This is a genomic window from Gallibacterium genomosp. 1, from assembly GCF_000771875.1.
GTDB lineage: Bacteria > Pseudomonadota > Gammaproteobacteria > Enterobacterales > Pasteurellaceae > Gallibacterium.
The window spans coordinates 33311-50071 of sequence record NZ_JPXX01000006.1; the positions used below are offsets into that span (position 1 = coordinate 33311).

Here is a 16761-nt window from a genome sequence, read left to right on the forward strand (position 1 = left end):
CAGTGTATCCTATCGCCACAAAATTTATCATCCTGTTTATTCAAACAGATTACTCTTAATTCAACAAGATAGGTTATTTCAATGACGCAAAATCTTATTCTTATTCTTAACTGTGGAAGTTCATCATTAAAATTCGCTATTTTAAATCCTGAAAGCGGAGAAGAGAAGTTATCCGGTCTTGCCGAAGCATTCCATTTGCCTGATGCACGTATTAAATGGAAATTGCACGGTGAAAAGGGGAATGCTGAATTGGGTGCAGGTGCCGCACATAGTGAAGCACTTGATTTTATCGTGAAACATATTTTCCCATTAGATCCGTCTTTAAAAGAAAATATCGCTGCAATCGGACATCGTATCGTACACGGTGGTGAACGTTTTACAGCATCAACTATCGTTGATGAGGGTGTTATTGAAGGTATTCGTGATGCAATTCAATTTGCACCGTTACACAATCCTGCGCACTTAATCGGAATTGAAGAGTCTTTCAAAATGTTCCCTGAATTGAAAGATAAAAATGTTGTCGTGTTTGATACTGCTTTCCACCAAACTATCCCTGAAGAAGCATTCTTATACGCATTGCCATATTCAATGTATAAAGAACACGGAGTTCGCCGTTATGGTGCACACGGTACTAGCCACTATTATGTAACTAAAGAAGCAGCAAAACGTCTTAATATTGCCGAAGATAAAATTAATGTGATTACTTGCCATTTAGGTAATGGTGCATCAGTCTCTGCAATTCGTCACGGTAAATGCGTTGATACTTCAATGGGCTTAACTCCATTAGAAGGTTTAGTAATGGGAACACGTTGCGGTGATGTTGATCCGGCGGTAACTTTCTTTATGTCAAAAACATTGGGAATGAGTATGGATGAAATTGAACTTACTCTAACCAAAAAATCTGGGTTATTAGGCTTAACCGAAGTAACCAGTGATTGCCGTTATGCGGAAGATAATTATGATAAAGAAGAAGCAGCAAAACGTGCTTTAGACGTTTTCTGCTATCGTTTAGCAAAATATATTGGTAGCTATATGGTTGCTGTTGGTGAACCGATTGATGCAATCGTATTTACCGGCGGTATCGGCGAAAATTCCGCACACGTTCGTGAATTAACTTTAGCGCATTTAAAAACTTTTGGTTATAAAGTTGATAAAGAACGTAATCTTGCTGCGCGTTTTGGTAACGAAGGTGTGATTACTACTGAAGATTCACCTGTTGCTATCGTGATCCCAACAAACGAAGAATTAGTGATTGCACAAGATACAGCACGTCTTTGCGTTAAATAATTGTTTTTCTGAACTGCCGATAAATTATCGGCAGTTTGTTTTTTATTCCTGAGTAAGAAGGTTATTATGTCAAGAACTATTATCCTGATTCCAATCAGTACCGGCGTTGGCTTGACCAGTGTCAGTTTAGGTTTAATCCAAGCCCTTGAACAAAAAGGTGCAAAAATCGGTTTTATGAAACCGATCTCTCAGCCTATCAGTGGTGAAGATACTTTAGATAGAACCACGTCTATTCTTTATCAAAGCCCGACAATTGATACCGCAAAAACATTTTTATTAAGTGAAGCGGAAAATATGATCGGACAGAATCAAACCGATGTATTGTTGGAAAAAATTGTTGAACGTCATCAAATTTTGGCAAGAAACAATGAAATTGTAGTAGTCGAAGGGTTAATTCCAACTCGCAAAAACTCTTATGCCAACAGTATTAATTATCGTATTGCACAAGCTTTGGATGCGGAAATTATTTTAGTTACTGCGCCGGCAACCGATACTCCGGTGGAATTGAAAGAACGTGTTGAAGCGGCAGCCTCTCTTTTCGGTGGTAAAAATAACCCGAATCTATTGGGCGTGGTGATTAACAAATTCAATGCACCGACAGACGAAAGTGGACGTACTCGTTTGGATTTGGCAGAGATTTTTGATTCTTTCCAACATAATGATCTTAATGTACACACTGTATATAAACTTTTTGAAAAAAGTCCGATTCGTGTGCTTGCCTGTGTTCAGTGGAATCCAGAATTGGTTGCAAGCCGTGCAATCGACATCGCTCGCCATTTAGGTGCATCCATCTTAAAAGAGGGAGAAATTAATAAACGTCGTATTCGTGGTATTACCTTCTGTGCCAGAAGTTTACCTCACGTGATTGAACATCTTAAAGCTGGAAATTTAATGGTAACTTCTGCTGATCGCCCTGATGTAGTTGTAGCGATTGCTTTAGCGGCAATGAATGGCGTTGAAATAGGGGCAATGTTACTTACTGGTGGATACCGTTTAGATAATAATGTGGCTAAATTATGTGAACGTGCTTTTGAAACCGGATTACCAATTTTCCGTGTTGAAGGAACAACTTGGCAAACTGCATTAAGTTTGCAGAGTTTTAATCTTGAAGTGCCGATTGATGATAAAGAGCGTATTGAAGCAATCAAAGATTATATGGCACAACAGTTCAATAAAGAGTTGATTGAATCTTTAGTGGAAACAACTTCTAAAGTTCATCGTTTATCGCCACCAGCATTCCGTTTCCAATTAACTGAATTGGCGCGTAATGCGAAAAAACGTATTGTATTGCCTGAAGGGGATGAACCTCGAACTGTTAAAGCTGCAGCACTTTGTGCGGAACGTGGCATTGCGGAATGTGTGTTGTTGGCAGATCCGACCTCTGTTGCACGTGTTGCCGAAGCTCAAGGCGTGCAGCTTGGTAAAGGCATTACCATCATCAATCCTGCTGATGTGCGTGAAAATTATGTAGCTCGTTTAGTAGAGTTGCGTAAAAACAAAGGTATGACAGAAGTATTGGCACGTGAACAACTCGAAGATACTGTCGTTCTTGGCACTATGATGCTTGAAGCAAATGAAGTTGATGGTTTAGTATCCGGTGCGGTACATACCACTGCGAATACTATCCGTCCACCACTTCAGTTAATTAAAACTGCGCCGGGTAGTTCATTAGTTTCTTCTGTGTTCTTTATGTTATTGCCGGATCAAGTACTTGTTTATGGGGATTGTGCTATTAACCCGAATCCAACAGCAGAAGAATTATCTGAAATTGCAATTCAATCTGCTGATTCAGCAAAAGCATTTGGTATTGAACCTCGTGTTGCAATGATCTCTTATTCAACTGGTACTTCTGGTAAAGGTGCAGATGTTGATAAAGTGAAAGAGGCTACCCGTTTAGCGAAAGAAAAACGTCCAGATCTTATTATTGATGGTCCATTGCAATATGATGCGGCAATTATGGAAGATGTAGCTCGTTCTAAAGCACCAAATTCACCGGTGGCCGGTAAAGCGACAGTCTTTATCTTCCCTGATTTGAATACAGGTAACACCACTTATAAAGCAGTACAACGTTCAGCAGATTTAATCTCTATCGGGCCGATGCTTCAAGGTATGCGTAAACCGGTTAATGATTTATCACGCGGTGCATTAGTGGATGATATTGTTTACACCATTGCATTAACAGCAATTCAGGCAACCCAAAACTAATCATTCATTATTATCTTTATTATTGAACAATCAGCTGGCGTAAATCGTTGGCTGATTTTTTTATACGGCTATTTTTCTCAATTTTCATTTTTGAAACCTATCTTATCTAGATTAATAAATAATTTGTAAAAAATTGTAAAATAATACGCAATCGATTGCGTTTTTTTTTTTTTTTAGAATAGGGAAGTTTTCTCAAAAAATTTCAATATGAAATTATCAGATATAGTGTTTTCATATTAAATGAATGTGTATTTGATGATAACTCATAATGAGTTGATATTGGATTTTTTGATAAACATACCCATTGCTAGAGAAAAACTTATCAACCTATTTAGCTGTATTGAGTTTGATATTTAGATAGTGATGTTTTTGTGCACTATTTGATAGTGTGAGTCTTATTTATAACCTTTAAGGATAAATTATGAGAAAATCAATTAAATTTTCTTTACTTGCATTATGTATAAGTAATGTTATCGCAGTGAATACAGTGTTTGCTGCAGAACAAAATCAGGAAAAATCACCTTCTCCTACCCTGTCTAAGCAACAACTTATTGCTGAAATTAATCAATTAAATAAGGAGATTTCAGCGAAAGAGAAGACAGCAGTAGAATTAAATAATCAAATAAAAGATTTGCAAAGTAAAATTACCAAGGCCAAACAGGACTTACAATCAAAAATAAAGGAGCGTGATGCTTTAACTAATAGTTTACAAGCTAGCAGTAAAGAAAAAGCACAGCTGGAAGAACAAATTAAATCTTTAACTGCTCAGTTGGCGGATTTACAAAAGAAAATTGATCCAAAAGTAGTGGAGTTAGTAAAACAAAAAAATACAGCAGAAACTCAGTTAAAAAAAGTGAATGCTGATGTGAGTAGTAAAACAAACCAATTAAGTCAATTAACTGCCCAAATTACACAATCGACAACGAAAGTTGAGCAACTCAAAGCACAAATCAAACCATTAGAAACCAAAATAAGTGGTTTAAATTCTCAAGTTAAACAACAACAAGATAAACTCACTAAAATTGCAGCAGAGCGAAAAGCAGTAACAACGAAGATTGCAGAATATACTAAAAATCAAGAGTGGGTGAAACAATATGAATTAGATAGTGATGGAATAAGATGGCGTGATATCTACTTTGATAGATATAGTCCATCCTCAAAATCAAACTTTGCTAAGGTTTCTAATATGTACATGGATACACATATTGAGGTAATTACTGATGAGTTAGGAAATCCAAAAATATCTAACTTTTATACACCTACGCTACCTCTTTCCCAATATAAAGCTAATCCTAGCAAAATTAATGAAGTTCTGATTAGTTCTGAACAACCTGAGAATAAAGGAAAAGCTGTTGGTAAAGCTTTTTTCGTTAATCAAAATTACTCTTCTTATGTTGCTTGGCAACCTATATTAAAGAATTATTCGGAAATAACATCAGTTTTATCATTAAATGAGGGGAATCGGGGTAACTTATATTTTGCTCGTACTGATTATAAAAAAGGCGTTGATATTGGATTGCAAGCACAACAGCGTTATGAATCTGTAAAAGCTAAAACACCACAGATTACTTATCGTGGATATATGCTGAATGTTGGCGGTAAATCCGGCGATATTACATTAACTGCAGATTTAGATAAAAATGTAGTGAATGGCACAGTTACAAATAGAATCGTAAATCCACTACAGGATGGTCGAGATTTATTATTAAAAAATGGTCAAATCTCTGTAGATAGGGCCGGGATTACTTTTAGAGGCACCTCTGGGAGAGCTATCATTCCTGTAGGGAATAATCCAAATAATTTGCCATTTAGATATGCTAATTTTGAAGGGATTTTTGCAGGTAAAAATATGGAAGAAGTCGTAGGTGAAATATCTGGTTTGCCAAATGAAGCAAATTCAGTATTTGGTGGTACACAGGTAACAAAATAGATAAGGAATAAATTATGAAACAGAAAACATTTTTCCAATTAAGTACAATTACTTTAGCATGTGCAGCATTAATGGCGTGTAGTTCATCTTCCAATGATTCTCCTGCTAAACCAAGTTCAGAAGCACAATTACAGCAACAGTTAGATAATGCTAAAACAAAATTAGCCAAAGTAAAACAGCAATTATCCGTAGTTCAAGCAGATGTTAATCAACATCAACAATCATTAACTCAAACCTCGCAACAATTAACCCAAACTAAACAGCAATTAACTAAAGCGCAAAGTGATGTTAAACAGCTTTCGGGTGCAGTGAGTGCTAGAGAGGCAGAAGTGAGCCGTTTAACTCAAGAAATGGCGGAATTGGTAGAGGTACAAAAATTAGGGGACAGCGATGATATCCAGCAAAAGATTTCACAAACCCAACAAGCATTAGAGAAAGCGAACAGCTCTTTATCTGAAGCCCAAAACCAATTAACTAATGCCGAAAAGCAGTCTGATTCCCTGAAGAAAACTGTTGCTGAGTTAGAGAGTAAAAAGAAATCGTTATCTACGCAAATTACCCAAAAACAGGCACAGTTAAGCCAATTAACCGCACAAGTAACAGCGGCAGAACAAGCATTAGATAAAGAAAAATCTCAACTTAAACAACTGACCCCAGATAATCCTATTGTTGAGGCACACACTGAAGAGAATTATATGGGAGATCAATATAAATGGCGTAGTATTAAATTTGATGAGAGAGGTAATATAGAACAAGGGTCAATATCACAATATGTTGAGCTTGAGCACTCAGTCGATGGTATCACGGGGTATCTTAACCTTGGTAATATTGATTTTTCTCAATACTCAGTGAATTCTCAACAAATTCAAACAATGGGTAAGGCTCGTTTTGTAAACCAAACTTATTCTACTTATTTTATGTTGAATCCTGCTAATGACGACAAACCAGTGGTAGGCTATATTTTTAAAGAACTTCCTCAGGATAATAGTGTATGGAATCGACCATTAGATAAAGCTATTGTAACCTACCAAGGTAAGGTGTTAGGTTATAAAGAAGAAAGATTAGATACAACAGATGTCTATAGCTTAGAACGTACATTTAAGCCAACTCAAGGAGATATTACATTAAAAGCTAATTTTGCGAAAAATACGGTGTTTGGAGTAGTAACGAACCGTAGTGGTTATGATGATAATCGCGATCTAGATTTAGAAGAAACTAGAATATCAGAAATTAATAGTCAAGGATATATAGGTTTTTCAGGTCATATTGGGAATTCAACTGATTATTATGAGGGTGTCTTTGTTGGCCCGAAAGCTGAAGAGGTAGTAGGGTTTATTAAAAGTTCTACTACATTTGATGGTGATCAAGTTTTTGGTGCTTCGTCAAAATAATCCTTTTACATTCCCTGCTAGGCTTATGCTTAGCAGGGCTTTTTGTTTTTTAGATTGAGAACGATTTATTATGCCTAATTTAGTAAAAAAAACAGCAAAGTTTGCCTTTTCTCCTATGGTAGTAGGGTTATTTCCGTTTATTTTTATAACAAATAGTTTAGCTGCTCCTGTTACTTCCCCGACAACCACTATTGATGTTAAGACTGAGCCAAAAGAATATATTAATGTGGCACAACCAGATTTACGTTCTACGCCAAAAGTGCAACCAAAAGAGACAGCTACGAAACAAGATGACAGCCGTGAAATTACAGATGAAGAATTGCAACAACGCCCTGAACTTGCACGTAAGTTGTTAAATTATGTTATTGATACACAACGTTGGCATTTATTGCCTGATCTTTTAGAGATTTATAAGAAAACTCGTGATCCTGATCCTATTCTCATTGATTATGCTCAAGCGACACTTTATCGTGTACAAGGTAATTTAACAGGAGCCATTAGTTTATATCGCCATATTTTGGCAGATAATCCAAACTTTGGACCTGTTCGTTTCGCATTAGCACAAGCCTTATTCGAGGATTATCAAACAGAAGCAGCAGAAGATCAATTTAATAAATTACGAGCAAGCTCAAACCTTCCGCCAGAGATTATGGCTGTTTCTGAGCAATATTTAATGGCAATTAAGCAACAGTCAGCGTGGTCGTTTAGTGGCTCTTTATCTTATTTACAAGATGATAATGTGAATAATGCAGCAAAAGATAAAGTTGTTTATATTGGTAATGTACCTTTCCAAAAAAGTGAAGAATCTTTGCCACAATCAGCCCATGGTTTGCAATATAGTATCAATTTGAGTAAAAAATTTAATTTAATTGGTCGCCATTCTCTTTATTTAGAAAATAATTTATATGGGAAAAGTTTTTGGGATAACCACGAATATGACGATATTCTGAACCGTACTACAGTGGGTTATCAATATCAGGATATAAAGAATCGTTTTGCTATTCTTCCTTTCTATGCTTATCGCTGGTTCGGTGGTGAGAAATATAGCCGTAATTATGGTACTCGTTTTGAGTATGAACGTTGGTTATCACCAAAATGGCAAACCAGTTCAGCCATTGAATTAAGTAAAACAAAATATAAAGAAAATAGTGATGCGGATAGTAATAGCCAACTTTATTCTACAACCTTACTTCACTTATTTAATGCGAAAACCTATTTTTATGGGGGAGTAGATTATCAACGTGAAAAAGCTCAAAATCGAATGTTTTCTTCCGATCGAATGGGATTTCGTTTGGGGTGGGGACAAGAATGGAAATGGGGACTTTCTACCCGTTTACAATTTGGCATAGAACATCGTAACTTTAAAGAAAAGAACCTATTTTTTAATAAAGTTCGTAAAGATAAAGAATATAATAGTGTCTTTACTATATGGAATCGTGAATGGCATTTATGGGGAATTACTCCAAAACTTAATTTGAGTTGGATGAGAGTAGATAGTAATATTCCAGCACTGTATAGTTATGATAAAAATAGAATTTTTTTAAATTTTGAGAAAACATTCTAATCGTCATTGTATTGCTTTACTTATACGAAATTAAATAGGTTTTATTTTTTCTTCAAAATATCAGCTGACGTAAATCGTTGGCTGATTTTTATTTCCTGAATTTGGTTAGGTGCGAGATAAAAATAGATTTATAGCTAGATGAAAAATAAGCAATTAAAGAAACTTAGAAAAGGAGGTAATAAAACAAAGAGTTATAGATAATAGGTTAGCGAAAATACCCCCCCCCCACTAAGGCAAATATGTGCGAGGGGCGAATTAAGAAATGTATCTTAATTATTTAATGCCCATTGCAGCTTTTGCCTGTTTTAACTGGTCGATCGCTTGAGTACAAGCCTGTTCTTGAGCAGCGCTAGGTAAAGCGGCAAATTGTTGTTTTGCAGCTTCATATTGTTGTTTATATGCGTCAACTTGTGCTTGTGGCATTGCTTTCAGCATACCTTCATACTCCTCAAAATATTTTTGGCAAGCAGGCGCTAAATCAGCTGCAGACGCACTCATTGCTACACCAAGTAAAGATAATGATAAAATTAATTTTTTCATTGTTACGATTCCTTATGAATAAAAAATGAATAAAAGTTTGCCTATAAACCAGGCTTTTTTATCGTAACATACCTTTTTTTAAGTATCTATAATAATTTTACTTTTTTAAACAAAATAATTAAATTTCTAGGTGTAAATTAAACACCAAGAAAAGAAGATTATTTAGTAGAAATCCTATAAATTTGTGATAAAAGAAGAAAATTAAAGTAATCTGATAAGAAAAAAATATGCCAAAAAATGAAAGGCGTGAATTTTCACGCCCTAGTTCAATCAACTCTTTTTTAGTTTAAAGTTTAAAATCTTCAAAATCATCAACATCAACTTTAGAGTCAATTTGACCCACCAAATAGGAGCTAACTTCCACTTCTTGTGGTGCAACCTGTACATTGTCTGATACCAACCACGCATTAATCCATGGAATTGGATTGGAACGAGTAGTAAATGGTAATGGCAAACCAACCGCCTGCATACGAATATTAGTAATATATTCTACATATTGGCACAAAATATCTTTATTTAATCCGATCATTGAACCATCTTTAAAGAGATAATTTGCCCAATCTTTTTCTTGTTCAGCAGCGGCAACGAAAAGATCATAGGCTTCTTGTTGACATTCTTCTGCAATTTCTGCCATTTCTGGATCATCTTGACCTGCAGCCATAATATTTAGAATATGTTGTGTTCCAGTGAGATGAAGAGCTTCATCACGAGCTATAAATTTGATAATTTTTGCATTGCCTTCCATCAGTTTACGTTCTGCAAAGGCAAAAGAACAGGCAAAAGAAACATAAAAACGAATAGCTTCCAATGCATTGACACTCATTAAACAAAGGTAGAGCTGACGTTTTAAATTGCGTAATGTCACTTGATATTCTTTACCGTCAACGGTGTAAGTGCCTTCGCCATAAAGGGAATAGAGCTGTGAATCACGAATTAGATCATCATAATAAGCTGAAATATCTCTTGCTCGTTTAATGATTTCCTGATTCGTAACAATATCATCAAATACAATCGAAGGATCATTCACAATATTGCGGATAATATGTGTATAGGAACGAGAATGAATGGTTTCTGAGAACGTCCAAGTTTCTATCCAAGTTTCTAATTCGGGAATAGATACCAACGGCAACAAAGCTACATTTGGACTTCGACCTTGAATTGAGTCGAGCAGTGTTTGATATTTTAAATTACTGATAAAAATATGTTTTTCGTGTTCCGGTAAAGATTGGTAGTCAATACGATCTTGAGATACATCCACCTCTTCCGGACGCCAGAAGAAAGAGAGTTGTTTCTCAATAAGTTTTTCAAAAGTTTCATATTTTTGTTGATCGTAACGTGCCACATTTACGTTTTGTCCGAAAAACATCGGCTCTTTAAGTTGATCGTTTTTATGTTGTGAGAAGGTGGTATAAGCCATTTTATTTTCCTCGACTAGATATTAGTAAGAAAAAGGTCAGAGTGACTGACCTTTTTATTAGAATTAAATCTTACAAGCACCGCCGGCACAGCCATCATCAAGATCTTCTTGACTATCTTCAGCACCGTCACGCGTATTTTGATAATAAAGCGTTTTTATTCCATATTTATAGGCTGTCAATAAATCTTTTAACAACACTTTCATTGGCACTTTACCGTCTTCAAAGCGTTGTGGATCATAATTGGTATTAGCTGAAATAGATTGATCGATAAATTTTTGCATAATAGCGACTAAATGCAAGTAACCGTCATTATTTGGAATATCCCAAAGCAATTCATAATTTTCACTTAAATTTTCATAATCCGGCACGACTTGACGCAAAATACCGTCTTTCGATGCTTTAATGCTGACAAAGCCACGTGGCGGTTCAATACCATTGGTTGCGTTAGAAATTTGTGAAGAGGTTTCTGACGGCATCAATGCAGTTAATGTTGAATTACGTAATCCAAATGCCTGTATATCTTTGCGTAAACTCTCCCAATCATAGTGCAATGGTTCTTTGGTTAAACTATCTACATCTTTTTTGTATGTATCTATCGGTAAGATACCTTTGGAATAAGTAGTTTCATCAAAGAATTTACAAGGTCCGAACTCTTTTGCTAATTGGTTTGATGCCTTCAATAAGTAATATTGAATCGCTTCAAAAGTGCGGTGAGTTAAATCATTGGCAGAACCGTCCGAATAACGCACACCGTTTTTGGCTAAATAATAGGCATAATTAATAACACCGATACCTAACGCACGACGACCCATTGCCCCAATTTCAGCAGCTTTCACTGGATAGTTTTGATAATCTAATAAAGCATCTAATGCACGTACAGCCAATTCAGCCAAGTCTTCCAATTCATCCAAATTATTCAATGCACCAAGGTTAAATGCGGAAAGCGTGCAAAGTGCAATTTCACCATTTTCATCGTGAATATGTTGTAACGGTTTTGTCGGTAATGCAATTTCTAAGCAAAGGTTAGATTGACGTACTGGTGCAACTGACGGATCGAATGGGGAGTGAGTATTACAATGATCTACATTTTGGATATAAATACGACCGGTTGATGCACGCTCCTGCATTAATAACGAGAACAGTTCGATAGCTTTAACCGAACGTTTACGAATATTCGGATCCTGTTCATATTTTACATAAAGCTGTTCAAATTTTTCCTGATCGGCGAAGAACGCTGCATAAAGCCCCGGCACATCAGATGGGCTGAAGAGTGTAATATCTGCGCCTTTAATTAAACGTTGGTACATCAGTTTATTTAACTGCACACCGTAATCCATATGGCGTACACGGTTATCTTCAACACCTCGGTTATTTTTCAACACTAATAAACTTTCAACTTCCAAGTGCCAAATCGGGTAATAAACCGTTGCAGCACCACCACGAACGCCGCCTTGCGAGCAGGATTTCACCGCTGTTTGGAAATGTTTATAAAATGGGATACAGCCGGTATGGAACGCTTCTCCATTACGGATTGGACTACCCAATGCACGAATAGCACCGGCATTTACACCGATACCGGCACGTTGTGAAACATATTTCACAATAGCGGCAGAAGTTGCATTAATTGAGTCTAAACTATCATCACATTCGATTAATACGCAGGAGCTGAATTGGCGAGTTGGGGTACGAACACCCGCCATAATTGGTGTTGGTAATGAAATTTTAAAAGTGGAAGTCGCATCGTAAAAACGGCGAATATAATTTAAACGAGTTTCTTTTGGATATTGTGCAAATAAGGAAGCTGCAACCAAAATATATAAAAATTGTGCAGATTCATAAATTTCACCGGTTACACGATTTTGGACGAGATATTTCCCTTCCAACTGTTTGACTGCCGCATAAGAGAAAGTCATATCGCGCCAATGGTCGAGATAAGTATCCATTTCATCCCATTCTTCACGGGAATAATCTACTAAAAGAGAAGCGTCGTATTTTCCCATACGAACTAAACGCTTTACTTGTTCATAAAGACGAGGTGGCTCAAAATGACCGAAAGCTTTTTTACGTAAATGGAAAATAGCTAAACGAGCAGCAAGGTACTGATAGTCTGGAGTATCTTTACTGATTAAATCTGCAGCAGATTTAATGATTGTTTCGTGGATATCGGAGGTTTTAATGCCTTCATAAAATTGAATATGTGAACGCAATTCTACTTGCGAAACAGAAACATTCTCTAAACCTTCTGCCGCCCAAGTAATTACACGATGGATTTTATCCAAGTCGATAGGCTCTAAACGCCCATCACGTTTAGTTACTCGAAGTGATGTATTCATTAAAAAAGATCCCTAACACAATATGTTGTATTTTTAAAAAAATTTTCGTCAATATAATGTGTTTCGAGAAAAACTCAAGCAGAAAAATTTGTGGAAATGAGAGATCTGTAATTGACAAAAACTAACTTATTTAAAAATAAAGAATTTCTCAATTTGCTTTTGAATCCATTCGCACAAAAAGAAAACATTGCACAAAATAAGTACAATAATCTATTTAATTTCTATTAAAATCAATGAGATATTTCCGATCTTAACAATAATCCTATTGCTTTAAATCGATTTGATAAACCGACTGAAACCAAAGAAAACATATCAGAAGAAAATACACTGCACGCACCTGATACGCCGGAAACTACCGCTGATTTAATGGATAAATCATTAAATTTGGCTTTTACATAGTTACTATGATAGTTACTAAAATCTTTGGTTAGAACCGATTTAATACGAAAGGTTGCGAGGGGTAAAACAACCGAAAAGCCCTGTTATTACTGGATTTATAAAGGTTTTTTGATGAGATATGAACGGTTGTGAAAGGTAAGATGGTGCGACCGGGTGGACTCGAACCACTGACCCCCACCATGTCAAGGTGATGCTCTAACCAACTGAGCTACGGTCGCATTGTGAAAACGAGGGCTATTATAGAGGGTAAAAAAAGAATTGCAAAAGATTTTTTAATGGAAAAGAATCAATCGCTTAAAAAGATAGCATTTTTATCAAAAAGTTTAGATTTGAATTGTTATAAATCATATTTTTTAAATTTGTCTTCTTTAGAAGAAATAGTAAGTAGTCAAAAATCCATCAATTTTGATCTTTTTAATGAAAACTTTCATTTATTTAATATTTATATGTATTGGAAAAAGAAATTATATATTTATAATCAAGTTTTCATTTTTATGAAAAACTATATAAAAATCTTAATGAAAAATATCTTATCTATTCAATTCTTTATTTGAGATTCTATATACTTCACCACTTTTTTTAATATCTAATAAAATTTATGCTATTACACTCTATTCTTCGATTTAAATATACTAAAGTTGCATTTTTTGTTTCATCTATTTTGGCAAGTGCGGTGGCAAATGCTTCTCGAGTTCGTGCGGATATTGATTATCAATATTTCCGTGATTTTGCAGAAAATAAAGGTCAATTTACAGTTGGTGCAAGTAATATTCCTATTTTTAATAAAAATAATGAAAAAATTGGGGTAATGATGCAAGGAATACCTATGCCTGACTTAAACATCGCTAACAAAAATGGTGGATTTGCCTCATTAATTGATAATGCTTTTGTAAGTAGTGTTCAACATAATAGAGGATATGGCAGTGTCCAATTTGGTGATCAGGATAATAAACCTGATTCTCATACTTTTGATTATTTACTGACTAGCAGGAATGAAATGACATCAGGAGAAAATGGATACTTAAAAAAACCTAGAGCATACGAAACAGATTATCACGTTCCGCGCTTGCATAAGTTAGTAACAGAAGTTGCGCCTATATCGGTAACAGATGCTTTTATTGAAAATAATGATAAAGAAAATTATAACACTTATGGCATTAATGGTAGCGGACGTTTTTTAAGTTATGTCCGTGTAGGAAGTGGAGATCAATCTGTTTATGATCTAGTAGAAAATAAGATTACAAACATAACTGATGCTTATAATTTTCTAACAGGTGGTGGAATACTAGGTGTTCATTCAGTGCAAGGACATACATTATGGTCAAAAGGAAACAAATTACCGGATAACACTTGGGTACAGGATTCAAGAAGCTTATTTGGAACTGATTATGGAGTAATGCCAACGTGGGGAGATGCTGGAGATAGCGGTTCACCATTACTGGGTTATGATTCTAAGTTAAAGAAATGGGTGGCTATTGGTGTATTAATTGGTGGAACACAACCGCCTAATGCACCGTATATCACTGTTTTTAACATACATTACCCAGGTTATATTAAATTGGTTAAGGATAAGTTTACTGCTGGCATTGTTCAAAATAATACAAATACAGAATGGGAGTGGGCAGTAGATGATAATGACAAATCAACAAGCCATATTCATTCTGAGCAGGCATCATTAAAAGTGAATTTATATAATGAATCTTTATCCGCCAATGATAGTCACCAATCTCGTCCATCAATTGATTATGGACAAGATGTAATTTTTAATGGTGATACTGATGGAAAATTAATCCTAAACCAAGATATTAATCAAGGAGCGGGAGCACTTTATTTTAATACCAATTTTACAGTTGCACCAAAAGAAGATCAAACTTGGCTTGGTGGTGGTATTTCCATAGCCGAAGGGAAGTATGTTGTATGGAAAGTGAAAAATCCAGAAAATGACCGTTTATCAAAAATTGGTGCTGGAATGCTTTATGTAAATGGTAAAGGCAAGAATTTAGGGGATATCAGTATCGGTGATGGCACTGTTATTTTTAATCAGCGTGAAGATGAGAATGGGCTAAAACAGGCATTCAATAAAGTAGGCATCACTAGTGGGCGACCAATTTTAACTTTAAATAGTGAGGATCAAATTAATCCTGATAATCTTTATTTTGGTTTTCGTGGTGGGCGTCTAGATTTAAATGGAAATAGCTTAACTATGCAATATATTCGCCATAGTGATTCTGGGGCACAGATTGTTAACCATAATACTAACATAGGTGCAACACTAACACTTACAGGAACAGAACCTTTCACGGCTGATCAGATACAATGGGGACAACACGGAGAAAAAGGTAAAGATCTGTATGAATATAAAAATCAATGGGCTGCTGGCAGAACAGATTATTTTGTGTTAGTTGGTGATGAACCTTGGAGATACTATCCAACCAATCAAGATAGTTCAAAAAATTGGAAGTTTATCAGCAGTGATAAAGCAACAGCTATGCAATTTATTGTTGATAGTAAAAATACATCAACAGAATTTCGTTATAAAACTTTTGAAGGAACTTTAGGAGAAACTGATTTTAACAAAGGTAGTAATGGAGCATTAGATGTTATTTATCGCCCCAAAATAGCTAATTCAACACTTTTACTTAATGGAACGATAAATTTGAATGGTAATTTAGAGGTTGAAGAGGGCAATGTTATTATTTCTGGGCGTCCAGTTCCACACGCAAGAGACATTAATAATAAAGAAGTGATATTGGATAATGAGTGGATAAATACATCTCATACTGCGTCAGCAATGATAGTTAAAAACAGTGCTACTTTGACGATTGGTCGTAATGTTAGTGAAGTAAATACGATCTTTTCAGTAACTGACAAAGCTGTTTTAAATTTAGGATATCAGACAGGGCAGGATGTTTGTTATCGTTCAAACTATAATGGTAATACACAATGCAATAAACCAAATTATTCTCAAGAGGTTCTAAATACTCTTCCTCAAACATTAGTGAAAGGACATATTATTCTAGACAATGAAAGTACAGCTAATTTAAGTAATGTAATATTTCAAGGAAGGGCTATTGCTAAAGCAGGAACACATATAAATCTTTTTTCCAATAGTCTGTGGGAATTAACCCAAAACAGTCAAGTAGGTTATTTAACTTTAGAGGATAATGCTCATATTGTACTAAAAAGCCGTCGTAATGGTTATACTAATTTAATTGTTCAAAATGATTTCAATGGACAAGGGGTCTTGGATTTTAATACAAATATAGGTTCCTCATTAGGAAATAAGTTAATTGTTAACGGAGCACTGCGAGGATTTTTAACTTTATTAGTTAAAGACCAAGCAAAAACATTATCTACAACAGATTCACTTACACTGATTCAGTTTAATCCAAATGAAGAAAATAATTTCACATTTATTTTGCAAAATAGTGAAAATGGTGAACCTTATGTTGATGCTGGAGCTTGGCGTTATAAAGCTAAAAAGAATTTAGACGCCATTGTTTTAACAAATCCTTATGTTAATCCGGATGCTCCGGAAAATATAAAAGAGAGAATAAAAGAAAAAGCAGCAGAATTACAAGCAAAACAAGCTGAACAAGAACGTTTAGCGAAAGAACGAGCTGAACAAGAACGTTTAGCAAAAGAGCGAGCTGAACAAGAACGTTTAGCAAAAGAACGAGCAGAACAAGAACGT

Annotated in this window: 9 protein-coding genes and 1 tRNA gene; 6 read left to right on the forward strand and 4 right to left on the reverse strand. The window is 35.3% G+C overall.

Annotated elements, in window-relative coordinates; genetic code table 11:
* The first annotated feature begins 81 nt into the window (after nucleotides 1-81).
* The 5 genes from JP36_RS02215 (at nucleotide 82) to JP36_RS02235 (ending at nucleotide 8377) form a co-directional block, all read left to right on the forward strand.
* Nucleotides 82-1287, forward strand: coding sequence for an acetate kinase (locus tag JP36_RS02215; protein ID WP_039171534.1), 1206 nt, complete (start codon nucleotides 82-84; stop codon nucleotides 1285-1287).
* A gap of 66 nt (nucleotides 1288-1353) precedes the next feature.
* Nucleotides 1354-3492: a phosphate acetyltransferase gene (pta, locus tag JP36_RS02220; protein ID WP_039171537.1), complete on the forward strand. Its 2139-nt coding sequence runs from the start codon at nucleotides 1354-1356 to the stop codon at nucleotides 3490-3492.
* Nucleotides 3493-3913: 421 nt separating this feature from the next.
* Nucleotides 3914-5422: a hypothetical protein gene (locus JP36_RS02225; protein WP_039171540.1), complete on the forward strand. Its 1509-nt coding sequence runs from the start codon at nucleotides 3914-3916 to the stop codon at nucleotides 5420-5422.
* Between the two features lie 14 nt (nucleotides 5423-5436).
* A complete protein-coding gene (locus JP36_RS02230; protein ID WP_039171543.1) occupies nucleotides 5437-6813 on the forward strand; it encodes a transferrin-binding protein-like solute binding protein in 1377 nt (458 codons plus the stop codon).
* Between the two features lie 70 nt (nucleotides 6814-6883).
* Nucleotides 6884-8377 carry a surface lipoprotein assembly modifier gene (locus tag JP36_RS02235; RefSeq protein ID WP_052119431.1) on the forward strand — a complete coding sequence of 498 codons (1494 nt, stop codon included), beginning with the start codon at nucleotides 6884-6886 and terminating at the stop codon, nucleotides 8375-8377.
* Between the two features lie 273 nt (nucleotides 8378-8650).
* On the opposite strand, the gene JP36_RS02240 is transcribed toward JP36_RS02235, so the two are convergent.
* The 4 genes from JP36_RS02240 to JP36_RS02255 form a co-directional block, all read right to left on the reverse strand.
* Nucleotides 8651-8917: a DUF5339 family protein gene (locus JP36_RS02240; RefSeq protein WP_039171546.1), complete on the reverse strand. Its 267-nt coding sequence runs from the start codon at nucleotides 8915-8917 to the stop codon at nucleotides 8651-8653.
* Nucleotides 8918-9203: 286 nt separating this feature from the next.
* Complete coding sequence (gene nrdB / locus JP36_RS02245; protein ID WP_039139021.1) at nucleotides 9204-10334, reverse strand: class Ia ribonucleoside-diphosphate reductase subunit beta; 1131 nt, start codon at nucleotides 10332-10334, stop codon at nucleotides 9204-9206.
* A gap of 63 nt (nucleotides 10335-10397) precedes the next feature.
* On the reverse strand, nucleotides 10398-12668 hold the full coding sequence (gene nrdA / locus JP36_RS02250) for a class 1a ribonucleoside-diphosphate reductase subunit alpha (RefSeq protein WP_039171549.1): 2271 nt from the start codon (nucleotides 12666-12668) through the stop codon (nucleotides 10398-10400).
* A gap of 540 nt (nucleotides 12669-13208) precedes the next feature.
* Nucleotides 13209-13285 (reverse strand) — tRNA-Val (locus tag JP36_RS02255).
* A gap of 455 nt (nucleotides 13286-13740) precedes the next feature.
* On the opposite strand from JP36_RS02255, the gene JP36_RS02265 reads away from it, so the two are divergent.
* Nucleotides 13741-16761, forward strand: a 3021-nt coding sequence (locus JP36_RS02265; protein ID WP_324606546.1) for a S6 family peptidase, incomplete at its 3' end; no start/stop codon positions are given.